Source organism: Acinetobacter wanghuae, from assembly GCF_009557235.1.
Lineage (GTDB): Bacteria > Pseudomonadota > Gammaproteobacteria > Pseudomonadales > Moraxellaceae > Acinetobacter > Acinetobacter wanghuae.
This window is the reverse complement of record NZ_CP045650.1, coordinates 1,120,239-1,144,587: the sequence shown is the minus strand read 5'-3', so window position 1 is coordinate 1,144,587 and position 24,349 is coordinate 1,120,239. Positions and strand designations below refer to the sequence as shown.

General features: G+C 41.0%; 26 protein-coding genes and 1 pseudogene. 6 read left to right on the top strand and 21 right to left on the bottom strand.

What is annotated here, in order from left to right; genetic code table 11:
- Window positions 1-27: 27 nt before the first annotated feature.
- From GFH30_RS05210 to GFH30_RS05160, 11 genes are all read right to left on the bottom strand, one after another.
- Window positions 28-996, bottom strand: coding sequence for a 2-hydroxyacid dehydrogenase (locus tag GFH30_RS05210; RefSeq protein ID WP_153371226.1), 969 nt, complete (start codon window positions 994-996; stop codon window positions 28-30).
- Between the two features lie 6 nt (window positions 997-1,002).
- Window positions 1,003-1,659: a hypothetical protein gene (locus tag GFH30_RS05205; protein ID WP_153371225.1), complete on the bottom strand. Its 657-nt coding sequence runs from the start codon at window positions 1,657-1,659 to the stop codon at window positions 1,003-1,005.
- A gap of 199 nt (window positions 1,660-1,858) precedes the next feature.
- Window positions 1,859-3,748, bottom strand: a complete 1,890-nt coding sequence (locus tag GFH30_RS05200; RefSeq protein WP_153371224.1) for a M48 family metalloprotease — start codon at window positions 3,746-3,748, stop codon at window positions 1,859-1,861.
- 88 nt (window positions 3,749-3,836) lie between these two features.
- Window positions 3,837-5,372, bottom strand: a complete 1,536-nt coding sequence (gene purF, locus GFH30_RS05195) for an amidophosphoribosyltransferase (protein ID WP_153371223.1) — start codon at window positions 5,370-5,372, stop codon at window positions 3,837-3,839.
- 24 nt (window positions 5,373-5,396) lie between these two features.
- On the bottom strand, window positions 5,397-5,978 hold the full coding sequence (locus GFH30_RS05190; protein WP_153371222.1) for a CvpA family protein: 582 nt from the start codon (window positions 5,976-5,978) through the stop codon (window positions 5,397-5,399).
- A 5-nt stretch (window positions 5,979-5,983) separates the two neighbouring features.
- Window positions 5,984-6,985 carry a quinone-dependent dihydroorotate dehydrogenase gene (locus GFH30_RS05185; protein WP_153371221.1) on the bottom strand — a complete coding sequence of 334 codons (1,002 nt, stop codon included), beginning with the start codon at window positions 6,983-6,985 and terminating at the stop codon, window positions 5,984-5,986.
- Between the two features lie 90 nt (window positions 6,986-7,075).
- Window positions 7,076-7,555, bottom strand: a complete 480-nt coding sequence (gene gspM / locus GFH30_RS05180) for a type II secretion system protein GspM (RefSeq protein ID WP_153371220.1) — start codon at window positions 7,553-7,555, stop codon at window positions 7,076-7,078.
- Complete coding sequence (gene gspL / locus GFH30_RS05175) at window positions 7,555-8,694, bottom strand: type II secretion system protein GspL (protein ID WP_153371219.1); 1,140 nt, start codon at window positions 8,692-8,694, stop codon at window positions 7,555-7,557. Before gspL ends, gspM begins: the two co-directional genes overlap by 1 nt.
- Before the next feature lie 28 nt (window positions 8,695-8,722).
- Window positions 8,723-9,178, bottom strand: a complete 456-nt coding sequence (locus GFH30_RS05170; protein ID WP_153371218.1) for a SixA phosphatase family protein — start codon at window positions 9,176-9,178, stop codon at window positions 8,723-8,725.
- A gap of 69 nt (window positions 9,179-9,247) precedes the next feature.
- Window positions 9,248-10,321 (bottom strand): NAD(P)H-dependent glycerol-3-phosphate dehydrogenase, encoded by a 1,074-nt coding sequence (locus GFH30_RS05165; RefSeq protein WP_153371217.1) that lies wholly within the window; start codon window positions 10,319-10,321, stop codon window positions 9,248-9,250.
- A 15-nt stretch (window positions 10,322-10,336) separates the two neighbouring features.
- The gene (locus GFH30_RS05160) at window positions 10,337-10,945 is read right to left on the bottom strand and encodes a nitroreductase family protein (protein ID WP_153371216.1); all 609 of its coding nucleotides are present in this window, start codon (window positions 10,943-10,945) and stop codon (window positions 10,337-10,339) included.
- 259 nt (window positions 10,946-11,204) lie between these two features.
- On the opposite strand from GFH30_RS05160, the gene GFH30_RS05155 reads away from it, so the two are divergent.
- A complete protein-coding gene (locus GFH30_RS05155; RefSeq protein WP_153371215.1) occupies window positions 11,205-11,585 on the top strand; it encodes a hypothetical protein in 381 nt (126 codons plus the stop codon).
- Window positions 11,586-11,651: 66 nt separating this feature from the next.
- On the opposite strand, the gene rhlB is transcribed toward GFH30_RS05155, so the two are convergent.
- Window positions 11,652-12,803: an ATP-dependent RNA helicase RhlB gene (rhlB, locus tag GFH30_RS05150; protein WP_153371214.1), complete on the bottom strand. Its 1,152-nt coding sequence runs from the start codon at window positions 12,801-12,803 to the stop codon at window positions 11,652-11,654.
- A gap of 98 nt (window positions 12,804-12,901) precedes the next feature.
- Window positions 12,902-13,117: a cold-shock protein gene (locus GFH30_RS05145; protein ID WP_153371213.1), complete on the bottom strand. Its 216-nt coding sequence runs from the start codon at window positions 13,115-13,117 to the stop codon at window positions 12,902-12,904.
- Window positions 13,118-13,512: 395 nt separating this feature from the next.
- Here GFH30_RS05145 and GFH30_RS05140 point away from each other — a divergent pair, with 395 nt between their 5' ends.
- From GFH30_RS05140 to GFH30_RS05130, 3 genes are all read left to right on the top strand, one after another.
- On the top strand, window positions 13,513-13,746 hold the full coding sequence (locus tag GFH30_RS05140) for a sulfurtransferase TusA family protein (protein WP_153373365.1): 234 nt from the start codon (window positions 13,513-13,515) through the stop codon (window positions 13,744-13,746).
- A 140-nt stretch (window positions 13,747-13,886) separates the two neighbouring features.
- Window positions 13,887-14,756 carry an RNA polymerase sigma factor RpoH gene (rpoH, locus tag GFH30_RS05135; RefSeq protein WP_153371212.1) on the top strand — a complete coding sequence of 290 codons (870 nt, stop codon included), beginning with the start codon at window positions 13,887-13,889 and terminating at the stop codon, window positions 14,754-14,756.
- A 108-nt stretch (window positions 14,757-14,864) separates the two neighbouring features.
- Window positions 14,865-15,230, top strand: a complete 366-nt coding sequence (locus GFH30_RS05130) for a DUF423 domain-containing protein (RefSeq protein ID WP_153373364.1) — start codon at window positions 14,865-14,867, stop codon at window positions 15,228-15,230.
- Between the two features lie 69 nt (window positions 15,231-15,299).
- Here GFH30_RS05130 and GFH30_RS05125 read toward each other — a convergent pair whose 3' ends face one another.
- Window positions 15,300-15,911: a glutathione binding-like protein gene (locus tag GFH30_RS05125; protein WP_153371211.1), complete on the bottom strand. Its 612-nt coding sequence runs from the start codon at window positions 15,909-15,911 to the stop codon at window positions 15,300-15,302.
- Between the two features lie 216 nt (window positions 15,912-16,127).
- On the opposite strand from GFH30_RS05125, the gene GFH30_RS05120 reads away from it, so the two are divergent.
- Window positions 16,128-17,576 (top strand): SulP family inorganic anion transporter, encoded by a 1,449-nt coding sequence (locus GFH30_RS05120; protein WP_153371210.1) that lies wholly within the window; start codon window positions 16,128-16,130, stop codon window positions 17,574-17,576.
- Window positions 17,577-17,730: 154 nt separating this feature from the next.
- The gene (gene trmB / locus GFH30_RS05115) at window positions 17,731-18,447 is read left to right on the top strand and encodes a tRNA (guanosine(46)-N7)-methyltransferase TrmB (RefSeq protein ID WP_153371209.1); all 717 of its coding nucleotides are present in this window, start codon (window positions 17,731-17,733) and stop codon (window positions 18,445-18,447) included.
- A 45-nt stretch (window positions 18,448-18,492) separates the two neighbouring features.
- On the opposite strand, the gene GFH30_RS05110 is transcribed toward trmB, so the two are convergent.
- The 7 genes and pseudogenes from GFH30_RS05110 to GFH30_RS05090 all read right to left on the bottom strand — a co-directional run bounded on the left by GFH30_RS05110 (window position 18,493) and on the right by GFH30_RS05090 (window position 24,345).
- Complete coding sequence (locus GFH30_RS05110; protein ID WP_153371208.1) at window positions 18,493-19,920, bottom strand: coniferyl aldehyde dehydrogenase; 1,428 nt, start codon at window positions 19,918-19,920, stop codon at window positions 18,493-18,495.
- Between the two features lie 31 nt (window positions 19,921-19,951).
- A pseudogene (locus GFH30_RS05105) lies at window positions 19,952-20,203 on the bottom strand (GMC oxidoreductase); the annotation flags it as partial.
- Window positions 20,193-20,423 (bottom strand): hypothetical protein, encoded by a 231-nt coding sequence (locus GFH30_RS13290; RefSeq protein WP_171501056.1) that lies wholly within the window; start codon window positions 20,421-20,423, stop codon window positions 20,193-20,195. The pseudogene GFH30_RS05105 and the gene GFH30_RS13290, both read right to left, overlap by 11 nt.
- A 60-nt stretch (window positions 20,424-20,483) precedes the next feature.
- Window positions 20,484-21,263, bottom strand: a complete 780-nt coding sequence (locus GFH30_RS05100) for a Rossmann-like and DUF2520 domain-containing protein (RefSeq protein ID WP_153371206.1) — start codon at window positions 21,261-21,263, stop codon at window positions 20,484-20,486.
- A gap of 173 nt (window positions 21,264-21,436) precedes the next feature.
- On the bottom strand, window positions 21,437-22,408 hold the full coding sequence (locus GFH30_RS13415) for an OmpA family protein (RefSeq protein ID WP_227551579.1): 972 nt from the start codon (window positions 22,406-22,408) through the stop codon (window positions 21,437-21,439).
- Window positions 22,409-22,627: 219 nt separating this feature from the next.
- On the bottom strand, window positions 22,628-22,936 hold the full coding sequence (locus GFH30_RS13410; RefSeq protein ID WP_227551576.1) for a hypothetical protein: 309 nt from the start codon (window positions 22,934-22,936) through the stop codon (window positions 22,628-22,630).
- 170 nt (window positions 22,937-23,106) lie between these two features.
- Window positions 23,107-24,345 carry a dihydroorotase gene (locus GFH30_RS05090; protein ID WP_153371205.1) on the bottom strand — a complete coding sequence of 413 codons (1,239 nt, stop codon included), beginning with the start codon at window positions 24,343-24,345 and terminating at the stop codon, window positions 23,107-23,109.
- Window positions 24,346-24,349 lie beyond the last annotated feature (4 nt).

Sequence of the window (24,349 nt, the reverse complement as noted above, 5' to 3'; positions counted from 1 at the left end):
AGAAACGCAAGGATATGTTAATTAATATTATTTAAAATCAGGATTCACCAAATATGGTGACACAAGTCCCTCTAGTGCATCACGTAAATTTTGATAAGCAAGATACGCCATTTTCTTACGCGTTGCTGCGGTTGCAGACCCTACATGGGGCAAAGCAATGACATTCTCCAACTCGAACAATTCTGATGCTGTTAATGGTTCTTTTTGATAAACGTCTAAACCTGCTGCAAAAATTTGACGATTTTTTAAGGCATTAATCAATGCTTGCTCATCAATGACTGAGCCACGTGCAATATTGACTAAAACTGCATGTGGTTGCATTTGAGCAAGCTCTAATGCACCGATCAGATGTTTTGAATCTTCATTTAAATCCACCGCTATGACAACAAAATCTGAGCGACGTAATAAATCATTTAATTCACAGTATTCAGCATTAAAGGCTTGGGCAAGTTCCGGTTTTTCACGACGGTTATGATAAAGAATGTCCATATTAAAACCATGAAAACCACGACGTGCAATTGCAGCACCAATATGACCTAGACCAATAATGCCTAATGTTTTAGCAAAAATATCCATGCCAAATTGTGCATCGGACACTGTTCTTTGCCACTGTCCTTGTTTTGTCCACCGATCCAAATAACCGACCTGACGTGCCGCTGACATTAACAAAGTAAAAGCTAAATCTGCGGTGGTTTCAGTCAAGACATGCGGTGTATGCGCAAGATGAATATGTCGCTGATTCAGATAATTCAAATCATAATTATCATAACCTACGCTAACACTTGAAATGACCTTCAATTTCGTGGCGGTCGATAAATTTTGTTCATTTAAACGACGCCCTGCACCAATAAGTGCATCTGCATCTTTAACATGTTCAAGGAGTTGTTGATTCACATCGCCAAGTTTGGGATGAATATTGACGACTTTATAATGTTGTTCGAGTTTTTGTTGGATGTCTGCATCTATTTGACTAAAGACCACTACTTTTTGCATCATGCGTTTTTATTCCACAGCAACCGTCCGAGGTTGCATAAATTGCCATAATCGTTTTTTGAGTATCGGTTGATCTAGCATCTCTTGTAAAGAGGCGAGCTGAATAATTTTAGGATGAGTCAAGTGAGCCACGCACCCCAAAGTTAAGATATTCTTATCCACACCTTGCCCATCAATAAAGCCTTGAATATAGGTGCCAACACCACGTCCATCTTGTGCATTCACCCACGGAAATGGCCAGTTTAATTCTGAAAACTCACACAATACCGCACGTTGAATATTCATCCATAGCTGTTGCTCGGCTTCGTTCAGTTGTGTGGCATCAATTAAAATATTGCAATGATTCAGACTGAGCATTTGCAAACTAAAGGCTTCAACCTGCACATGCTCGCGCGCTTGTTCAGGCATAGGCGTTGCCCGCTCAACAGCTTCGACTGGCTTGTTCTCAACAATGCTATCTATTGATTGCTGTACAGGAGGTTCAATCGGTGCAATAACAGGCGCTACACCTTGCAACGGTCGGGTTGGGCGCAGAATATCGGTTGCTAACTCTGGTGCTGCTTGGTCACGCCATAGCTGGTTCTGATGTAGCTGACACACTTCGCCCCGAGGAATCCAAAGATCAATTCCCAATGTTGCCAATATGTCACGCTGATGCCCTATCATCTTTTCATCATCACCTTATCTAAGCTCAACATTTTAACGAGTTTAGGTTTTAATTGCCGTAGTTTTTATTACATTTGTTTGCCGATTCACCATTATTGGAATATCTAACTTTCGACATTTATTCAATCGTTTTTTTTATACTCAATCCTGTTTTTTTTAGCAACGCTCATCAAAACCACAATTTAAAAGCAAACTTCAATTAAACAATGACCAAACTATTCTTCTTGTGCATTTGATCTAAGATGTCATCTGACTGGAAGCCGAGCCGCCAGTACAGGAGTTCCATTACGTCGAGTTCATCTTGGGTAATAATACGATCACTCCACAAGCAAATTTCAGCCACACTTAAAATGATCAAACGATCACGCAATAACAAACCCGCAATATCATTTAAAATTTCTGCTAAATCAATTGGCTCATCTGAAATTTCAGTGTACATATCCAATTCTTTTTGCGTGACAATGCGTTTTAAAATACGCTCACGAACTTCAAGCTGATTATCACTGTTAATTTGTTGTACATGCAGCAATGCATCAATCAAACGAACGATTTGCGGCTTCACCTCTTCTAATGCGGTGGGCGTATGGATTGGTAATAGATTCAGTTCATATTTGACGCATTCAAGTAACAAGGCGTCAAGCAACCCAATTTCACCATCTTCCTGAATAATCCGCGCCATTTTCATAAGAAATTGCCGTGCTACAGTATGCGGCATACCACCGACATTTTTACAGGCTTGACGGAAAATAGAGATATGGACGCGTCCATCTAAATTTAATAATGAATCCACTATGGCACGACTGACTTCTGCTTCTGTGGGAATAAATTCTCGATATTGACGAATCATTAAAATCGCAACCATAACTTCGCGTGAACCCGTTGCTGTTTGTAGAGCACGTTCAATCAGTTCAGGGCGAGCCATATTGGCACGGATCTCTGGATTCAACGGCTTGACCGCATCTTTGATGGCAAAACTAATCGGTGATAAGCGTAGTAAAGGCAACGGTTGTGGCGAACTCCACATCAGGCATGTTTCATTCGATACATCCTCAAGCGATCTAAACAAACTGAATAATGGTTGGTTCTTGAGTTTTTTTAAGTTTTCTAATTGTAGATCTTGAATCAAAGAGGGATTTAATTCATAAATTCGTTGCTCAATACTCGGATGAATATTCAGCCAGTTTTGCGGACTTAACGCATTGGCAAAACACATATGCGAAATCGATTCGGCATATTCACTATAAAATTGCGAACCTGATGCATGCACATAAATTCTCAGCAGCGTTTGAATATTGGCATCATTTTGTATAAGGCGTCGCGTCTTCTGATCATTTTTATAAGTACGCCCGCCTAATGAAATAAATTTAATAAAGCGGCTAATCAAAACCCCTAAACTACCCACCAGCCAAATAACAGCACCCATCGCGACATAAAGCGTTTCGAACTTATTCTCACGTGGCGTACCATTGCGATAAAAACCCGATTTGGCAATCTTACTTCCCCACTGACTAAAGGTGGTCAGACTACTATATAAAATTTTTAACCGCGTATTTTCAGCGCTTTCCCCGGATAAAATCTTATTAAACTCATGACAGAGCAATCCATACAGCTCTAGCTCATCCAGATTTTGTAATGCGCCCCAAGTCAATATAATGACCGTATCATTAGGGCTAAAGCCTGCTGTTAAGGCATTCACACCCACCTCATCGGGTAGAACATACATTGCAGGTGTTTCAATCAAAAAGTTGTCTGCAAGCTGTTGGGTAATTTTAAGTGCTGCACTTTCTTCAGGAATACTTTCAACAAAACTTAAGCGACGCGCACCCATTTGTTTTGCCAGTGAATGCCCACCTGTACGAAACATATAAAATTCATACAGCACCGAAATCAGCATGATCGATAAGACCAAGATCACGAGATAAGGACTCAGCACGTGCCAAAAAATAGATTGAGTGGAATCAATATAATAAACGATCAAGCCCACAACAGTATTAATAATAAAGATGGTCAAAAACACAGCAATAAAGCAAAAGCTTGCTGGCCAGAGTATATTTTTATTTTGTGTAAAAGCAGATCCTACGCTTGGCAATGTACAACCCTAAGTGACATTGTATTTATATCTTTATCATAAATGAAAAAAGCGGGAAATTCCCGCTTTTTATCATGATTTTAGTGGCTTACTCTTCGCGAACACCGGTTAAATCTACCGATGCTGCATCGATATTTACATCAATATAAGTCACACCTTTTTTCGCTGTGTCATTACGTTTTGATTGTAAATTATCGAGGTATTTCTCATCGATGCCACCTGCGACGTAGACACCATCAAAGACTGAGCAATCAAATTCTTGTAGCTTCGGTACTTTACTGGTACGCACTGCATTTTTCAAATCTTCCAAATCTTGGAAAATTAAACGATCAGCACCAATAATTTCACGAATTTCCTCAACACTACGCTCTGAAGCAATAAGCTCAGATTTTGCTGGCATATCAATACCATACACATTTGGATATTTCACCATGGGTGCAGCAGAAGCGAAGAATACTTTATTGGCACCTGAGTCACGCGCCATTTGAATAATTTCGTTACAGGTTGTACCACGAACGATGGAGTCATCGACGAGCAAAACGTTTTTACCACGGAACTCAAGCTCTACGGGATTCAACTTTTGACGCACTGATTTTTCACGTAATTGTTGACCCGGCATAATGAAGGTACGACCGATGTAACGGTTCTTCATAAAGCCTTCGCGGAACTTCACGCCAAGCATATTGGCAAGCTCAAGTGCTGAAGTACGTGAGGTATCTGGAATCGGAATCACAACATCAATATCGTGCTCATCACCCCACTCGCGCAAGATTTTTTGCGCTAATTTTTCGCCCATTTTTAAACGTGCTTTATACACTGAGATCCCATCAATCGTGGCATCAGGACGTGCGAAATACACATATTCAAAAATACATGGACGATAGTCAGGATTTGCTGCGCATTGCTTGGTAAAGAATTCACCTTCAGCAGAAATAAAGACCGCTTCACCCGGTTCAATATCTCGCTCAACTTTAAAGCCAAGTGCGGTAATTGCAACAGATTCAGAAGCAATAATATATTCCATACCTGCTTCTGTTTCACGCGAACCATAAATGAGTGGACGAATACCATTTGGATCGCGGAAGCCGACCAAGCCTTGACCCGTAATCATAGAAACAACGGCATAACCACCTTTACAACGCTCATGTACGCGGGTAACAGCGTGGAAAATATCATCCGAACTCAAGACAAGCTTGCCTTGCTTTTGCAATTCGTGTGCAAAAACATTCAGCAATACTTCTGAGTCTGAATCTGTATTCATATGACGAAGATCAGTCTTATACAGATCGTCATGAATTTCTGCGGCATTGGTTAAGTTACCGTTATGCGCCAAGGTAATCCCATACGGAGAATTGACATAAAACGGTTGTGCTTCAGCACTGCTTGACGTTCCGGCAGTCGGGTAACGCACATGCCCAATCCCATAATTGCCTTGCAATGCACGCATATGACGTGTGTGAAAAACATCACGTACCATACCGACATCTTTACGAAGGAACAAACGTCCTTCTTGGCAAGTTACGATCCCAGCTGCATCCTGTCCACGATGTTGTAACATCGTTAATGCATCAAACAACATTTGGTTAACGGGTGATTTACCAGCTATACCAACAACTCCACACATAGCAACCTCGCAGACGAGCTAGGATTAATAAAAAGGATTGTTTGTTGACTCACCTGTGCCTTTCGACGTAATCGGCTTTTCAGATGAAGAATTAGAAGATGGCAATGTGCCTTCAGATTTAATATGACTGAGCGCTTCATTGGCTGCATTTTTTGACATTGTCGATGCCCACGGTGCATATGGCAAAAGCATTTGGATGACTTTTGATTGTTTCCAATGAGGAGACGCCTCAACCCATGGACCAATGCCTTGCATGGTAATTAACACAATAAGCAAACCTTTTAAGCTACCAAACACCCCACCTGCCAAACGATTTAATGGACCAAGTTTGAGTGTTTTCAGCACACGGTTTAAAATTGCAGTGACAATCCACGTCAGCACCACAATCATTAATACAATAAAAGCAAATGCCGCAATCTTTTGTACCACTGGATCTGCACTGAGCGCGATCATCGAAGGCGCAAGTAGTGTTGAATATTTTGCAGCTATAATCAGTGCAAAAATCCATCCCACTAAGTTCGCAAAGGCTTTAACAAATCCTTGTCGCAAACCGTTAAGCCCTCCAATGAGCAAGATAATCAGTAAAAAAATATCAATGGCATTCATAAATTTTAAAACGCATCTACGCAGGCTTTAACCAGCTTCGGTCCTGTATAGATGAGGCCACTATACACTTGTACAAGGGATGCACCGGCTTGTTTTTTCGCAACAGCGTCCGCGCCAGATAAAATACCACCGACACCAATCAAGGCAATTTGACCTTGAAGCAGTTTTGAAAATGCAGCCAAACATGCTGTACTTTTCTCAAAAACCGGCGCACCAGACAAACCACCGGTTTCTTCAGCATGTTCCAAACCTTCCACGCCTTCACGCGATAAAGTGGTATTGGTCACAATCAAACCATCAATTTTAAATTTCAATAATTGCTGGGCAATAAACTGAATATCCTCAGCTTCCAAGTCAGGTGCGACTTTGAGTACTAAAGGTACATAGTGTTGGTATTGTTGTGCAAGCTCAAGTTGACGTTTTTTTAACGTTTCAAGCAGTTCTGTTAAGGCATCACCACTTTGCAAGCTACGCAGATTTTTGGTATTTGGTGATGAAATATTGACGGTCACATAAGACGCGTAGTTATATACTTTTTCGAGACAAATCAAGTAATCATCGACAGCTTTTTCAACAGATGTAACCGCATTTTTACCAATATTAATGCCTAAAACGCCTTTAAATTTTGCGGCTTTGACATTTTCAACCAGTTGATCCACACCGTCATTATTGAACCCCATACGGTTAATAATCGCTTTGGCTTTCGGTAGACGGAATAATCGAGGATGAGGATTGCCTGCTTGAGGCAGTGGAGTGATGGTACCGATTTCGATAAAACCGAAACCTTGTGCAGCAAGGGCATCAATATAGGCACCATTTTTGTCTAAACCTGCTGCCAACCCGACTGGATTTGGGAACTCAATTCCCATACAGGTTACCGGTTTTGCAGCAACATTTTGACGTATCATGCCCATATTATAGGATGATTTTAATAGTGATAATGTCAGCTCATGGGCACGCTCTGGTGCTAAAGAAAACAACAAAGGGCGGGCTAGAGAATACAACATATCTAGAAAAGTCTACTGCTTTTTAAGTCGGCATATTATAGGCACAGGTTGACAAAAAAACCATGCTTTGCAAATCTTTATTTTTACCGTTTATTGCATGGTCGCTGATAATTTAATCAACCCAGCATCTTGAATTAGTTCCATTTTTTCTACACTCAAACCCATTTGTGCCAATTGTGTAAGAAAGTTTGCCAAGACCGCATAATTTTCATGACTAACTGTGAGCACAATCTTCGTATCCATTTGTTGTGAACTGACCGACAATCCTTGTTGCTGTGCTACACGTTGCACTTTTTCTGCAGCGTCGAGTTGTAAATCCCCTGCGGGCTTCATGCTCACTGCATTGCTTTGCATCCACACCATGGTGTCTTTCAGTTGATTCAGTCTTTTTTGCTGTGCGTCAGCTGCTTGATGCATCGTCCACAATGCAGATCCAATGCCTGCGATAAGCACAAAAATTGTGGTCAAAATGACCATCCAACGTTCACGTGTAGAGAGCTGATCTAAATAGTCTTTGATTTTCTCAATACGAAGGTCAAGCTGCGTTTGTATATTTTCTAAAGTTTTCATTATTGTATTTTCACCACTCCCACCGCACCCGCACCACCGGCTTGAATATTCCCCAATTCCACTTTAAAACCTTGTGAGCCAAGTTGCTTAACCAACACATTTAAGGCTTCTGCATGGTTGGCTTTGAGCTCCATGCTCAATGCTGCATCTGCATAATTGACGCGCTGTGCCACAATTTGGTTTTGCATTAAAACAGGGCCAACCCGGGCAATTAAAGCAAATGCTTGCGTATCGGCAATTTGGCTTTGACGCAGTTGCCCTTCGAATTGACTTTTAATATTTTGCTCAGTCACTGGATAATTTTGCCCAAACCAATATTTAAATTGATCGATGGCTTGCGCAGCAGTTTGATTGGCAATATTTTTATTTTGATACCAACGCACAGTATCATAACTGAATTGAATAATTAAAATTCCACACAAGATTGCAGCGCAGGCTTTCCAATAGCCTGATACACGTCCTTCAGATTTGACTTTAGGTAAGATATTAAAAGCATGTTGTTTTGGTTTTTTAATACCTTGAAACGTATATTGAAAAGATTCAACTTGATCAAAATTAGCTTTGGCTTCCAAAGCTTGCATCTGCTCAGTATTTAATTTGCTTACCACATACTGCATATCTTTGGGCTGATAATCTAAGTACAAGCTTAAATCATCAATCGAATGTCCGCGATATTCCGCATCTCGTACCAAGACCCGATCCGCAATATTTGCAATCACAGCCTGCCCATCTATTGGCTTTGGTAGAATTAAAAAGTCAGGTAATAATGCTTCAACTTTGAATGGCAATAAATGCAGCGAATGCTGAAAGGTTTCCAACATCGTATTGGCAATGCCTAAAATACTAAGTTGATCGGGTTGCTCAAAATGATGCAATACTTTCATTGCATCAATGGGCAGTACGACATATTCCTCAAGTAAATATTTGATTCCCTCTTGCCCCATTTTCTTGTATTGCTGTTTGGGCATTGAAAGTTCCATGATTTGTGCATGGCGACTCGGGAAAAATACCACAACATCGTTGCCGTGATAGCTTTGCGTTTCTTGGATCAACTGCTCCATGCTAAGCGCCGTGTTCCAAAAGCCCCCATCTGTCCATTGCCACTTTCCGTTGGCTTCTGGCATCCATAAATACAACATCGATTGAATTCTGCCGTTTTAATAAATTTTATAGTGTTGGAATAAATCGTTTTACTTGCGTCGATAAGCCTGAAGCAATCACCGCTTGCTCAAATACCCGCGCCTCTGCAAGTGCATAAGGATAAAATGGCTCCGCGGTCATTAAAGCCGAAAGGTGCGCCACCACATTCATATGACACACCACCACAATAGACTCGTATGGGAGTTGTGACAACCATTCAAGCGCAACTTTTGCATCATCTTCTGGCTTAATGGTATTACATACCACCACAGGCACATCTTTAAAATACGCTTGCAGATGTTTTAAGGTTTCTTGCGCACGTAACAACGGACTGACCACAAACACTTCAGGCTGCACCACATCTTTTAAGTATTGTGCCGTTTCTGCGGCTTGCGCATGCCCACGCGCTGTTAATGGGCGTTGATGATCATTGACACCAAATGGATGTCCGGCTTCACCGTGGCGTACCAGTGTTAATAGCATAATCTGTCCTTTTCATCATACTAGCGATGCTAAACTTTAACATTTTGTCAGCATCGCATTTCTCATTGATTACACTTGATGATGTGGGAGCACAAACTCGACATCACTGCGATGCCCATTTTTCATCAGTGACACCGCAATACTCATCGGTGGCGCACCCTCAAAAATCACATCATACAAAGCACAGGTAATCGGCATATACACATCAAGTTCTTGGCAGCGTGCTTTGACCTGAATAATAGTATTAATCCCTTCAGCGGTTTGCCCCAATTCAGTGGTCGCTTGCTCAAGCGTTTTACCTTTACCCAATGCAAAACCAACTTGATAATTGCGACTTAAAGGACTACTACAGGTCGCAAATAAATCACCCACACCTGACAAACCCAAGAAGGTTAATGGGTTCGCCCCTAACTTAACCGCAAAACGACTCATTTCAGCGAGCGCGCGCGTCAAAATCATACTCTTGGTATTTTCACCCACGTTATAGGCTGCAGCCATACCCATGGCGACCGCATAAATATTTTTAAGCGCGCCACCGAGTTCAACCCCATGTACATCGTCACTCGCAAACACACGGAATAATGCACTATGCAAGGCTTGTTGCACCGCATAACGCACCAATTCAGACTCACTAGCAATCACGGTTCCCGCGGGCTGCCCCGATACAATTTCTTTCGCAAGATTCGGACCAGACAACACACCATACGGCACTTCAGGCAATTCTTCACGAATGATATCGCTCATAAAGCTAAAGGTATCTGCTTCAATCCCTTTGGTCAGCGAAATCACAGCTTGGGAAGTAATAAACGGTTTAATTTGTTGCAAGACTGAACGAAAAGAATGACTTGGAATTGCGACCAAAATAATATCTCGATCACGTACTGCTGTTTCAATATCAGAAACCGCCACTAAACCTTCTTCTAGCTGAAAATCAGGCAAGTAGCGCTTATTAATATGGGTTTGATTGATATCCGCAGCCGCCTCGGCATCACGAATCCATATCATGGTATTACAGCCATTTCGTACTGCTGTATTTGCCATGGCTGTGCCAAAACTACCGCCACCCAATACGGTTACACGCAATGCTGTTTTTTGATCCAGCACCACAGGTTCAACCAAGTCTGAAAATTTTAATTCTGACATTTATTTTGCATATCCTTATTGTTCTGAACTGCGAACATTTACTTCATGATGCTCATGCCAATGACTGACATACTGCTGTGCATCTATTTCTGCGCGCGGTGCAATGGCTTTTGCAGCAGTCCCAATATAAATAATACCTGAGACTAAATCATGCGCTGTAATGCCAAGCGCTTCTTTTAATAGTACCGACTTAACGACCGCCCCACTACGCCAAATGGTCGAAAAACCTTGAACTTGTAAAGACAAAATAAAGTTTTGAATGGCAGCACCTGAACTTAAAATTTGTTCAAAATGGGGTACTTTAGGATGATCTTGTAAAGTCGTTAATGCCAGTACCAATAAAGGCGCACGCAATGGATGATTTTTCACACGCTCAATTTGAGCAATTTCAGTTTCGCCTAAATCGACCAATGCTTGTGATAACAACTCACCAAACGCTTCACGTTGCTCAGGCGAAATCACCACAAATTTAGTCGGTTTCAGTCGATGATGATCTGGTGCGGTTAAAGCCGCTTGAAATGCCAACTCTAATTGTTCAGTATTCGGTGCGGGTTGGAGCAAATGTCCAATGGATTGGCGTTGGTGCATATTTTGGTGAACGATATCAACCACAGATTCCATCATTGTCTTGATTTTCTATGCTTATAAACTACCTTCAAGATTAGCATAATCAGGTGTATTTACTCTAGAAAATTCAACCGCTTTATCTATCTAAATGGCGCAATTGTTCCTTACTAATAGATGCAAAAATTTACAGTCTAAGCATTCAAGCCCTTTGACATAGAAATAGCAAAATGCTGCAAAACCCATACATCAAGTCAGCATTTCCCGCGCATGGATATGTTTTAATTTAAATTAATTTATATATTCGGGTTTCTGAACGATGAAAAAAATAATCACGTTGGCAAGCGCAATCGCTGCAGCTGCATTGTTAAGCGCATGTGCATCTACACCGACGAATTCTTTAGCCATTCAAAAAGAAAATAACCAATATGAAGTGACAGGCTTAGGCAAAACTCAAATTATTGCGAAAAACAATGCCATTTCAGCTGCGAATAAAACTTGCGGCAATAAAGCGTCGCCTGTTTTGACCGATGAACAAACGGCATACAGCGGTGCTTTAAAAGGTGTCGTTGATGAACAAACAGGGCAACTCATTCAAGCAGCCGCAAACGTAATTGGTAATATTGCAGGACGTAATGCCGGCTTAAGCAAGGATGATGATTATCAAACTGTGCTGACTTTCCGTTGCCAAGCCAATTAATTAAAAATCAGATACACAAAATAAAAAAACCGCTCAGATGAGCGGTTTTTTTATTTCAATCAAGAATTAACAGTAACCATCAAGGCGCGTTAAAGGTAATTTTTGACCAATGGCTTTTTCAATTTCAGGCAAATAGAACGCATCATCTTCTGACAAGAAACTAATACTTACACCTTGCGCACCCGCACGACCGGTACGCCCAATACGATGCACATAGTCATCTGATTGTTCAGGTAAAGTGAAATTCACCACGTGTGACACATTGTCGACATGAATCCCACGACCTGCAACATCGGTCGCAATCATAATATTGTGTTGACCATTTTTAAATTGATCAAGCATTTTGGTCCGTTTGTCTTGAGCGATTTCACCTGACAACATAACGACTTTATAGCCATCACGTTTTAAATGATCATAGAGTTTACGTACTTGATCACGACGATTGGCAAAGATCATGACTTTTTCAATTGGCTCATCACGTAAAATTTCTTGCAATAATTTGTATTTATCCGTTTTTGCAACCATATAAACGCGCTGCTCAACATCGGCATTGGTTTTTTTCTCAGGCTCGATCTCGACCGTTACCGGCTCAAACAACCATTGCTGTGCAAGATTTAAAACGTCATAACTAAATGTTGCAGAGAACATTAACGTTTGACGCTGCTCTTTACGCGGCGAGAAACGCACAATACGTTTTACTGAAGGAATAAAGCCCATATCCAAAAGACGGTCAGCTTCATCAATCACCAAGAATTCAATTTGATCGAGCCAAACTTCTTTTTGTTCCACAAAATCAATTAAACGACCCGGTGTTGCGACCATAATATCGACTGGTGCTTTATCGAGTTGTTTCTTTTGTTTGTCAAAATCGACACCACCAAGGAGTGTCACCACATGCAAGTCACTAAATTTAGTCAACTCATGCGCATCACTTTCAATTTGCAATGCCAATTCACGCGTAGGTGCCAAAATTAAAGCACGTGGCTCACCACGGAATCGTTGTTCTTTTACAGGGTTTGAAAGCAAGTCATTAATGATACTAACCAAAAATGCAGCTGTTTTACCTGTACCGGTTTGAGCACGACCAATCGCATCGTGACCTGCCAGCGTGAATTTTAAAACCTTCTCCTGAATAGGCGTCATAGAAGAAAAGCCTAAAGCGTCGATCGCTTGTTTCAAATTTGGATGTAAATTTAAGGTTTCAAAACCAGATGACATAAAGCGGTGCTCTAAAGTGGTAATCGATAAGATTAGTATAGTATAAACAAAAAACGCCCCAATTTATATTGGAGCGTTTTATTCGCATAATCCGAAGATTAATCTAATGGTTGAACTTCTTCAGCTTGGAAGCCTTTTTGGCCTTTTACAACGCTGAATTCAACACGTTGACCGTCACGAAGTGAGCGATGGCCTTCACCTTGGATTGCACGGAAATGAACGAATACGTCATCACCGCCGTTACGTTGAATAAATCCAAAGCCTTTAGTATCGTTAAACCACTTAACTACACCTTGTTCGCGAGCATCTGTCATAAGTTAATCCTCATTGAAACTAAAAAAAGGACAACCCGGTGTTGCAAACAGCAGAGCAAACAAGTTCGAAAATATTATTTTTAAGCTTGTAATCATTCTATAAAACTATTAACAAAATCCCGGTTACATCCATTTCACATTCGAGCGAAAAACAAGCAATTTGTCTTTCTAAACACCCAAATACGCAACGAGCTTATCATGGGTTTATGACAAAAAAAAGACCTTTTTCGGGTTTGTTTTGCTTGATTTAGCTATTTTTTTCACATCTTTACCGATTTTTTTTATATTGTATTTTTCAGGCAATTATTCGTATATAAAATGCAAATTTGGCATCCTATTTGCAGCTATTTTTGTTAATATTATTGATCTCTGTAGGTGATGTGAATCCAATTGTCATGAGTGAACCTGAAAGCGAACTCAACATCATTGATGCCCTTGGCAAGCCTTGCCCTATGCCGGTCTTAATGTTGAAACGTGCGCTGAAAAGCCAAAATGGTGCAGTGTATTTATTAAAGTCATCTGACCCTCATAGTCAAATTGATGTCGCTCGTTACTGTCAGTTACATCAGTTAAAGTATGATTTTAAAGAAATCTCTATGCATGAGTTTCATTACCTAATTGAATCTTAACTACTTTCAATTCAACTCATTTCCTCCATAATGGTATAAAACATTACATTTCTATACCCAAATATTCATTTTTTGGTTAGAGTTTGGATTAAGATTAAATCTATTTTCTGGAATGATCCTAAATTCCTTAAGGAGAACACATGAGTGACAGCAGCAATCAGTTGATGCCCCTGTCATTATCGGCGCCTGGTGTCAATCTCGGTGCTTATATAAGTACTGTGAATCAAATTCCGATTTTAACGGCTGAACAAGAAAAAGAGTTGGCTGACCGTTATTATTACGACCAAGATTTAGATGCAGCCAAGATGTTGGTCATGTCGCATTTACGATTTGTTGTGCATATTGCACGCAGTTACGCAGGTTATGGTTTGCCACAAGGCGACTTAATCCAAGAAGGTAACTTAGGCTTAATGAAGGCAGTGAAACGTTTCGACCCGAATATGGGCGTGCGTTTGGTGTCATTTGCCGTGCATTGGATCAAAGCTGAAATTCATGAATACGTGATTCGCAACTGGCGTATTGTTAAAATTGCGACCACTAAAGCACAACGTAAATTGTTCTTTAATTTACGTAGCTTAAAGAAGTCATCTAAAAAACTGACCCTTGAAGAAGCACAAAAAATTGCCAATGACTTAAATGTCACTGCTGAACAAGTGTTAGAGATGGAAGGTCGTTTAACCGCTTACGATGCTGCATTTGAAGCATCGGGTGATGACGATGATGAAGGTTCAACCCATGTTGCACCTGCATTGTATCTTGAAGACAATCGTTACGACCCAGCGCGCTTGGTGGAAAATGAAGACTACGAAGAACAAAGTAGCTCTGCCCTGCATGAAGCCATGGATCAACTTGATGATCGTTCGCGTAACATTTTGCAGCGCCGTTGGCTAGATGATGAAAAATCAACCTTGCATGAGTTAGCTGCGGAATACAACGTTTCGGCAGAACGCATTCGTCAGCTTGAAAAAAATGCCATGGAAAAAATTAAAGTGGCAATGTCATCTAACTAATTTTAGTTTTTTTATTGCCTGAAAGCCCCCAATGATGGGGGCTTTTATCTGCACATTTTTTGAATTTCAGCGTATATTTAATACCTACTTCTATAGGACCACCCATTGATGTGGATTGCAATTTCAGCCTTTAATCTTGCCTTTGCTGTCATGCTCGGTGCATTTGGTGCACATGGCTTAAAAGCCCGTGCGACTGAAGCACAACTCACTTGGTGGCAAACTGCGACAGACTATTTCTTTTATCATGCGCTTGGCTTATTGGCGCTTGCGATTATTGCCAAAGTGATTCCGCAGCTCCCCATTAAATGGAGCTTTATACTCATTCAAATGGGTATTTTCTTATTCTGTGGTTCGCTCTATATCATGGCTTTAGGACTACCACGCGGATTGGGTGCAATTACTCCGATCGGTGGTGCACTCATGATTGCAGGCTGGTTAGTTTTAGCGTGGAATGCATTGAAATACGCGAGATAACAAGTTCAATCACAACTCGCTTTCACATAAAAAAGGACGCTATCTGCGTCCTTTTTATTTGGCACTAAATTAAGGAATTAAACCTTCATCGCGCATCGCAATTTGTACTGACTGACGTTCAGCGACTTTATTGCGAATATGAATAATATTTTGATACGGCGTTAAGTCATGTTCAATATGATTCGACCAATTGGTCAAAACAAAGAGATAAGCATCGGCAGGACCAAAGTTATCATCTACCAAATAATCATTGTCCGACTCACCAATAGTCTTATCTATATAGCTCAGTAAACGATCCACTTCTGCATACGCAGCCACTTTAGCTTCACCTTGTGGCTTTTGCGTGAAGAATACTGCATAAGCATCATGTAATTCAGAATTTAAGTAACCAAGCCATTCTAAAACTTTGGCACGCCCCATGCCTGATGGCGGGATTAAATCTTGTTTTGGATCGTGCTGAGCTAAAAATGGCAAAATTGCCACATTTTCTGTCAGAATTAAACCTGGATTAATTTCGAGTGCCGGTACATACCCTTTTGGATTAATCTCGTAATAATCCGCACCTTTTTCAGTTCTATGGTTTTTTAGATCAACACGTTCTAAATCAAAATCGACATTAATTTCATTTAAAATAATATGCGCTGCCAATGAGCATGCACCAGGGGAATAATAAAGCTTCATCGTTGATCCTTGTTATTGACTTCTCTATGTTTTATCGCGCTTCCAATACACTTTCAAGTGATCAAACCTGTAAATTGCTGAAAAGCTCAATCTCATGTACTGACATTGACACTTTTAATATTGAGGATATTCAGAATATTTTCAAGTGAATCTTGTGTGGATTTTTAAAGCGATCGGTTTAAGATACGCAAGTTCAAAATGAAGTGAAGATAATCTGTGCTTAGTCTGAAAAAAGAGGAATGGTTTTCCAACATTCGTACCGATGTTTTAGCAGGTCTCGTGGTCGGGCTCGCCTTAATTCCTGAATCTATCGCCTTTTCTGCCATTGCGGGTGTCGACCCTCAAGTCGGTTTATATGCATCGTTTTGTATTGCGGTGAGCATCGCGTTCTTTGGCGGACGCCCTGCGATGATTTCTGCAGCAACGGGTGCATTGGCATTGCTGATGATTACCTTAGTCAAAGAACATGGCTTGCAGTACTTACTTGCAGCAACCATCTTGACGGGCATCATTCAGATTATTGCAGGCTACTTTAAAGTGGCTAAACTCATGCGCTTTGTTTCACAAGCGGTGGTGTATGGGTTCTTAAATGCCCTTGCGATTCTGATTTTTGCTGCCCAACTGCCTGAAATGGGGCAAATGGATAGCATAGGATATGTATTTGTAGCATTCGGCTTAGCGATTATCTACCTGTTCCCTTATCTTCCTAAAATTGGTAAAGCCATTCCTTCGCCTTTAATTTGTATTGTGGTGTTAAGTGGACTAGCACTATTTTTAGGCGCGGATATGCGTACGGTGAGTGATCTTGGACATTTCCCAGATACTTTACCGATTTTTCTGATTCCAGAAATTCCACTGAATCTTGAAACCTTGAAGATTATTCTGCCTTATTCGCTGACACTTGCGACAGTGGGCTTACTTGAAACCATGATGACCACCACTGTCATTGACGAAATTACTGAAACCGACAGTGACCGACATAAAGAATGTCGCGGTCAAGGTATGGCGAATATGGTCAGTGGCTTTATGGGCGGTATGGCAGGTTGTGCCATGATTGGTCAATCGATTATTAATGTCACCTCAGGTGCACGGACTCGACTTTCAACTTTGGTTGCGGGCGTATTTTTACTGTGTTTAGTCGTCTTCTTTAAAGATTGGTTGGCGTATATTCCGATGGCAGCTTTAGTTGCCATTATGGTGATGGTGGCATTTACCACTTTCCAATGGGGATCTGTGAAGCAATTTAATCAACACCCGATGGCGTTTAATGTGGTGATGATCGCGGTGGTGATTGTCGTGCTTGCAACTCACAATCTAGCACTTGGTGTATTTGTCGGTGTCTTACTGTCAGCCTTGTTCTTTATTAACAAGCTTGAAAGTACGGTGCATGTTTCGACCCATCTCAAGCATGAAAATGCACGTACTTACGTCATTTCAGGGCAAATCTTCTTTAGCAGTGCGGATAAGTTTTATCAGTTCTTTGATTTTAAAGAACCCCTCAAAACTGTCGAATTAGATTTAAGCCACGCCCATATTTGGGATGTGACCTCTGTTAACATGTTCAATAACGTGGTGCAAAAATTTAAAGCGCAGAATATTGAAGTCGTGGTCATTGGTTTAAATGAAGCCAGCAGCACTTTGGTTGATCGTTATCAAAAGAGTTAAAAATATTCAATTAATAAAAGAGCCTGATGGCTCTTTTATTTTGTCTAAATTTCACTTGTGACCATTTTTTACTACGAAACATAGATAAACGTTTGACTTGAGCACCTCAGGACTTAAAATACCGCATTCTGAATTTTTAAGATTTGCCAAAGTTATGTCGAACGATCAATTAGACCAGCAAGTCGTAGAGCTGGACAATTTAAGCGAGCACCGTGAAATTGTGACGTTTATGCGCCGCTCAACACCGCTAAATACCTCTCAACGTACCGCGCTTGAACAATATGGTCACTTAATTTTGGAATATCCTGTTGGCGATGTACGTCAGCATTTTGAACATCCTGAACGCCCACTAACCGTTGAAATTGGTTTTGGTATGGGTCGTTCACTTGTGTTAATGGCAAAAGCCAATCCTGAACGCAATTATGTGGGCATTGAAGTCCACGTACCGGGTATTGCGCAATGTGTCTATGAAGCAGGTATGGCAGGTTTAACCAACCTTCGTTTACTTGATGCCGATGCCATTCAAGTACTTCGTGAAATGCCAGATGAAAGCATTAATGCCGTGCAGCTTTACTTCCCTGACCCATGGCAGAAAAAACGTCACTTCAAACGTCGTTTCGTGTCACATGACCGTATGCCATTGGTTGAACAGAAATTGGAAATGGGCGGTACATTCCACTCTGCAACAGACTGGGAACCATATGCTGAATGGATGCTCGATGTGTTAGACAATCGTCCACGTTTAGAAAACATGGCAGGTAAAGGTAACAGCTACCCACGTCCTGATTGGCGTCCACAAACTAAATTTGAACGTCGTGGCTTAGAAGAAGGTCATAAAATTAACGACTTCTTATTTAAGAAAATTGGTTAATCTAAACCAAAGAAAAAGCGCTGACAGGTTCAGCGCTTTTTTTGTTTAACGTAAGAAAAATTTATAAATCAATTTTAAAATCGAACTGCCATACGGTGGATAAATCAGTTTCATCAGACTAAATTTAGGTCGACTAAACACAGATTTGGCATGACTAAAAGTTTTAAAACCTTCATGACCATGATAATGACCCATGCCCGAAGGTCCAATCCCCCCAAATGGCATATCTTCCATGCCTGCTGTCATGAGCGTCTCATTTAGACATACCCCGCCACTATGCGTTGCATGTAATACTTTTTGCTGTTCGGCTTTGTTATAGCCGAAATAATACAGTGCCAGTGGTCGATCCTTACTATTGATATACGTAATCACCTCATCAATATGTTCATAGGTTTTAATCGGTAAGATTGGACCGAAAATCTCATTTTGCATGATCTGCATATCATCATTCACGTTAGTTAATACGATATGCGGCAAACGATGACCATCGGCATCTTGTTCAATTTGATGGAAGTCAGCCCCTTTAAGTTTTGCATCCTGTAAATAATGCTGCAAACGCTCAAACTGGCGCGCATTCACGATGCTTGTATAGTCTTTATTTTGCAGAATACGATTTGGATAAAACTGTTGAATGGTCTCAAAATAAGCCTCAATAAAGGCTTGAGTCTGACTATGATGCACAAAAGCATAATCGGGTGCGACACAGGTTTGCCCTGCGTTCATGGTTTTACCAAAAGCGAGACGGCGTGCGCTTTCTTTCAGGTCTGCATCTTTCGCCACAATAACAGGTGATTTACCGCCCAGCTCTAATGTCACTGGGGTTAGATTATCTGCTGCTGCATGCATCACGTGTTTGGCGACTGAGGTTGCGCCTGTAAACAGTAAATGATCAAAGGCTAAGGTCGTAAATTGTTGTGCCACTTGTGCATCACCCGTGATCACCGAAATACGATCTCCCGTAAAATGATCAGCAATAAGCTTTTGAAAAAGGGCTGAAAATTCAGGTGTATATTCGCTCATTTTCAACATAACACGATTACCCGCAGCTAAAGCTTGTGCCAGCGGTCCAATCGCTAAAAACAGCGGATAATTCCACGGCACAATAATTCCAACCACACCCACCGGTTGATACATGACATAACCCGTTGCTGGTTGAAATAATATCCCCACGTGACGTTTGCTTGGTTTCATCCATTTTTTCAGATGCTTTAAGCTGTGCTTAATGCCATTTAGACTGGTCATCACCTCAAATAGCTTGGTTTCATCCACACTGCGATTAGAGAAATCTCGACTAATCGCAGCCGCCATGGCATCTTGATGATCGACCACAATTTTATATAAAGTATTCAGCTGTTGCTTGCGCTCCTGAAAACTTGGATAACTGTCCGCTAAACACGCATTGCGTTGCACTGTATAAATATGCTGTAAGTTTTGTGCACTGTCTAAATCTACACCCTGTTCCCACGAAGTCATGATCTATCCTTATTCATTTTTATCGCTAGCATTATGCCACTTTGAATTGTTGATAACGCGCACGGATCATATCCACGGCTTTTTCTGCAATCATAATCGTAGGCGCATTGGTATTGCCATTGACCACAGCCGGAATGATAGAGGCATCAATCACTCTTAAATTCTGAATGCCGTAGACCTGTAATTCAGGATCGACCACCGCCATCTCATCAACACCCATTTTGCAACTTCCGACGGGATGATAAACCGTATCCACACGATTACGCAGCACTTCACGAATCTGTTGGCTTACGCTCCTCAGGCTGATACCACGCAATAATTTGCGGAACTTGCAAATAGAAAAACTCCATGTGCTGAATACGATCATATTTCTCTGCCCATTGCTGCTGTGCTTGATAAACTTTTGAATCAAAGGAATATTGGCAAATTTGCATGTTAAATCTAGTTTGAGGCATAGCTTTTGCCATTTGAGGCTTTTCAGCGGCATAGCTCAGTGAACTCACACTGAGCACCACAAGGCTTAACATCAAAGATTGGAAAGAAAATAGATTAGCACCATGACCTCACTTGCTTTGATGTCGTTCTACTAATTGTTGGCTTAGCAGTGTATAGACTTGAGATAAATCAGATCGATTCATCACATTCAGCATATTTTGATGCATAGCTAGAATATTTTGATCGCCACGTATGGCTGGACCTGTTTGCATCGCTCTCGGATCTTGTTGTACAGCTTTCTGAGCCGTTTCCAAGATCAAAGGATAAAGCAAGCTAAAATCAACCGATTGAGCATCTACGACTTGTTTCGCCATGTCGTAACAGTAATTACTAAAATTACAGGCAAAGACTGCGGCCAAGTGCAAACTCAAACGCTGCGCTGATGAATAAGCATATACTTTTTCACTCAGACTCGAAGCCAGTTTTAACAAGTATTGTTGATCTATTAGATCATTGGCTTCAATAAATAAGGGCGTACTACACCAATCTATTTCGCGCTCAACGCTAAAGGTCTGTAAGGGATAAAACACACCTGAACGCGTATGTACCTGTTTAAGTACATCAAGATGGGTACTTCCCGAGGTATGGACAATCAGGACATTGGGAACATAATGATGCAGCTCTTGAATCACTTGAGGAATAGACTGATCACTCACAGCAATAATGATCAAATCGACTGAAGGATTGAGTTCTGCATAGCTATGAATGGCTTGCATATTGAATTGATCCGCTAAGCGTTGTGCACGTTCAAAACTACGGCTATACACCTGTGTCAACTGATGCTCAGCATGTAAAACCTTAGCAAGATGATAAGCAACTCGCCCTGCACCAATAATACTGATTCGCATCGTTTTCACTCAAATATTTAAATTGTGACACAGCATGCCAATAAACCAAGTTTGAGGCAATTCTAGAACTTAAAATTTGATAGGTTGATGCAGTTTGATCAGATTAAACGCACTCATGTTCAGCATATAAATGTAAAAAAAAGCCCATCAATGGGCTTTTTTATCTGTCTCTATTATTTTTCTTGTACACCCTGCTCATCGACAGCACGTACTACGCCTGTTTCTGTATTTAATACTTCAAACTCAATACGGCGGTTTTGGAAACGACCTTGTTCGGTTGCATTGTCAGCACGCGGTTTTTCAGCGCCCATACCGACCGCTTGTAACTGTGCTGGATCAACACCTTGAGCCACTAAATAATCAACAATTGACTTCGCACGTTCCTGTGAAAGAACTTTGTTTTTAGCCGCATCACCCTGAGCATCTGTATGACCAACCACTTTTAAATTTACATGCGATGCACGTTTTAACAGTCCAGCCGCTTGATCAAGAATCGTTTTATTCACTTCAGGAATCTCAGATGAAGCCGTTGCAAAGTTAATAATTTGCAAGTTTAAAGCAGTTGCTACGTCAAGCGCGCGTACATTATCGGTTTTGATGCTTGATAAGGCTTGTTCTGCACTTGTGTTTGCTGAAGTAATCGCTGCATCTACATCATCAGTCGTATTTAAGTTGTTCACATCAGATGCTTGCTGCGTGGTGACAGTTACATTTTTAGCTAAGTTACGAATTTCTGCTGCTACACGGTCTGCATCAGCAGCATTGGCTGCTTGGACAGAAACTTGATCACCGATCCAACTTAAAGACAGATTCGGCACACCTTTAATGAGTTTTAAAACACTTGGAATGGTGTCTTGATCAGTAAACTCAGTATGATTTGCAGCACTCGTATCTGCGCCACAACCAGGTGTATGATTGAAGATTTGCTTCACTTCTTTTTGCAAGATATCTAAATAACTTGGGTTATTGAGGAAAATGCTACAGTTAACAATCTCTGCATTTGCACCTGTACTCAATTGTAAGCTCGCTGGTTGATCGCTCACAGTTTGTGTAGCAGGAGCAACAGCCGTTTCATCGACTTTCTTATTGGTACATGCTTTATATAAGAATAATGCAATTGCAGCCAAAATTAAGGAAAATAACAAAGGGTAACCAAGAGCTCTTTTTCTTCTCTTCTTGTGCATAATACTGCGGTGTTTCAACATTGCTCGGTTGTTGATGCAACGTTTGATTGGCTAATAATGGAATGCCCATTGATGCGAGTACAGGAGCCGCCCATGTTGGCAAAGCTTGCGCAATTGAAGCGGAGTGTTTTTCAAGTAAATGAACAATGGCTTGCGGATTGGCAGAGCCTGCTTCTGTCTCTAAGAAACTAAGTGTGGGGCAATCGTTTGATTCAACGTACTCTCAAGTTGATCTGCTGGCATGTTATTGCCCAATTGATTGAACAACTGTTGTTTAACCGCTGGATCTCCTGCAAACAAATCTGAAATACGCGGATTTAATTGATGAGTGAGACTCTCAAGCCACTCCGGTTTGCTTTTAAAAATATTAAGTAAAATGGGTAGAAACTGTTTAATCGCCAAATCCTTTTCGAATAAGTGTTCAGTTTCACCGTTTAAAACAATTGAAGATACGTGATCTTTTAATAGTTCAATAAATCCTGTCGTCATGAGCTCACCATTTTTTTCGTTTTTTGTAATGATTAAAAAATAGTCTAACGAGCGTTTCTTTAGAGAATGTAATAAATTGTATGTTTATCACATTCAATCGCAACTTTTGTGAACAGCTTATACAAAAATAAAAAAAGTCAGCCGAAGCTGACTTTTTAAAACATTTGCTCTTATACAGGATAATACGTTGCAATTACTTTGCCTGTAACCTGTTGATTAATCAGTGGCGTATTTTTACCTTGTGACAGCATTGAATCCTTGTTCAATGTCCATTCCAGTTCAGGATCAATTAATACCCAACCTGATTCATTGCCCCAACGCTCAAGCATTTGCGCGACTTTTGCTGGTGCAAGCGTGACTTTCTCGACCCATTCTAGCGGTGTAAATAAGCCTTCATTTACGAGTTGTATACCAAATGGAATATAGGTATCAAATGCTGTAAACCCGGGTTGTGTTTCAGCAAATGGTGCCATTTTGGCCGAACTACTCAAAGGTTCATGATGGGTACAAATCGCATCAATAACACCCGATTTCACCCCTTCGCGCAGTAATTTTTGATCTGCTGCTGAGCGAAGTGGTGGACGTACATGAGCAAGTGAGTTAAAGCCGTCAATCAATTCTTCGGTTAAATGCAATTGATGCATCGCGACATCACAGGTCACCGGCAAGCCTTTTTCTTTTGCGATACGAATCAGTTCAACCGAAGCACCACATGACAATAAGCCGAAATGCGCATGAACTTTGGTAACTTCAACCATGAGTAGATATTTGGCAATCGCAACGGTTTCTGCAAGAGCTGGAATCATCGGTAAGCCTTGACGCGAAGCGATAAAGCCTTCATGCACGCAACCATCTTTGGCAATTTGGTGTTCTTCAGCATAGAATACCACCGTTAAGCCTAAACCTGCTGCATATTCTAAAGTACGTAAGACCACGTCATCATCGGCGAAAGGTGCATTGGCATTTGAAACAGCCGTACAGCCACCTTTTTTTAAGCCCGCCATATTTGCAGGTTGATGCCCTTTTAAACCTTGGGTTTGTGCACCAATGACTTCTAAATAAATACCGCCATCCAACATGGCTTTTTCAACTAAGCCATGAATTAAGGCACCATTGTCCTGCACAATCGGTTTTGAATCAGGTGGGGTGAATACATGCAAAATGCCATTTTCACGCGCAGCTTTCCCTTCAGATTTGAGCGTACCATGTTGCTGCTGTCCCGGCTCACGTAAACGCGCGCACAAGTCGACCATACTTGGCATCAACCATTTGCCTTGACCATTGACTGTTTCAGTCACATCCGCAGATTGAGCGACAATTTTGCCATTTTCAAGATATACCGTTTGGATCGTATCGCTTTGGTTGATTGGATCAAGAACGCGTACATTTTCAATTTTTACAATAGCCATGACT

Bases quoted from the DNA above. Each gene is read 5' to 3' on its own strand.
- GFH30_RS05210 (WP_153371226.1), bottom strand. From the start codon at position 996: ATGATGCAAAAAGTAGTGGTCTTTAGTCAAATAGATGCAGACATCCAA.
- GFH30_RS05205 (WP_153371225.1), bottom strand. From the start codon at position 1,659: ATGATAGGGCATCAGCGTGACATATTGGCAACATTGGGAATTGATCTT.
- purF (WP_153371223.1), bottom strand. From the start codon at position 5,372: ATGTGTGGAGTTGTTGGTATAGCTGGTAAATCACCCGTTAACCAAATG.
- GFH30_RS05190 (WP_153371222.1), bottom strand. From the start codon at position 5,978: ATGAATGCCATTGATATTTTTTTACTGATTATCTTGCTCATTGGAGGG.
- GFH30_RS05185 (WP_153371221.1), bottom strand. From the start codon at position 6,985: ATGTTGTATTCTCTAGCCCGCCCTTTGTTGTTTTCTTTAGCACCAGAG.
- gspM (WP_153371220.1), bottom strand. From the start codon at position 7,555: ATGAAAACTTTAGAAAATATACAAACGCAGCTTGACCTTCGTATTGAG.
- gspL (WP_153371219.1), bottom strand. From the start codon at position 8,694: ATGTTGTATTTATGGATGCCAGAAGCCAACGGAAAGTGGCAATGGACA.
- GFH30_RS05170 (WP_153371218.1), bottom strand. From the start codon at position 9,178: ATGCTATTAACACTGGTACGCCACGGTGAAGCCGGACATCCATTTGGT.
- GFH30_RS05165 (WP_153371217.1), bottom strand. From the start codon at position 10,321: ATGTCAGAATTAAAATTTTCAGACTTGGTTGAACCTGTGGTGCTGGAT.
- GFH30_RS05160 (WP_153371216.1), bottom strand. From the start codon at position 10,945: ATGATGGAATCTGTGGTTGATATCGTTCACCAAAATATGCACCAACGC.
- GFH30_RS05155 (WP_153371215.1), top strand. From the start codon at position 11,205: ATGAAAAAAATAATCACGTTGGCAAGCGCAATCGCTGCAGCTGCATTG.
- rhlB (WP_153371214.1), bottom strand. From the start codon at position 12,803: ATGTCATCTGGTTTTGAAACCTTAAATTTACATCCAAATTTGAAACAA.
- GFH30_RS05145 (WP_153371213.1), bottom strand. From the start codon at position 13,117: ATGACAGATGCTCGCGAACAAGGTGTAGTTAAGTGGTTTAACGATACT.
- GFH30_RS05140 (WP_153373365.1), top strand. From the start codon at position 13,513: ATGAGTGAACCTGAAAGCGAACTCAACATCATTGATGCCCTTGGCAAG.
- rpoH (WP_153371212.1), top strand. From the start codon at position 13,887: ATGAGTGACAGCAGCAATCAGTTGATGCCCCTGTCATTATCGGCGCCT.
- GFH30_RS05130 (WP_153373364.1), top strand. From the start codon at position 14,865: ATGTGGATTGCAATTTCAGCCTTTAATCTTGCCTTTGCTGTCATGCTC.
- GFH30_RS05125 (WP_153371211.1), bottom strand. From the start codon at position 15,911: ATGAAGCTTTATTATTCCCCTGGTGCATGCTCATTGGCAGCGCATATT.
- trmB (WP_153371209.1), top strand. From the start codon at position 17,731: ATGTCGAACGATCAATTAGACCAGCAAGTCGTAGAGCTGGACAATTTA.
- GFH30_RS05110 (WP_153371208.1), bottom strand. From the start codon at position 19,920: ATGACTTCGTGGGAACAGGGTGTAGATTTAGACAGTGCACAAAACTTA.
- GFH30_RS05100 (WP_153371206.1), bottom strand. From the start codon at position 21,263: ATGCGAATCAGTATTATTGGTGCAGGGCGAGTTGCTTATCATCTTGCT.
- GFH30_RS13410 (WP_227551576.1), bottom strand. From the start codon at position 22,936: ATGACGACAGGATTTATTGAACTATTAAAAGATCACGTATCTTCAATT.
- GFH30_RS05090 (WP_153371205.1), bottom strand. From the start codon at position 24,345: ATGGCTATTGTAAAAATTGAAAATGTACGCGTTCTTGATCCAATCAAC.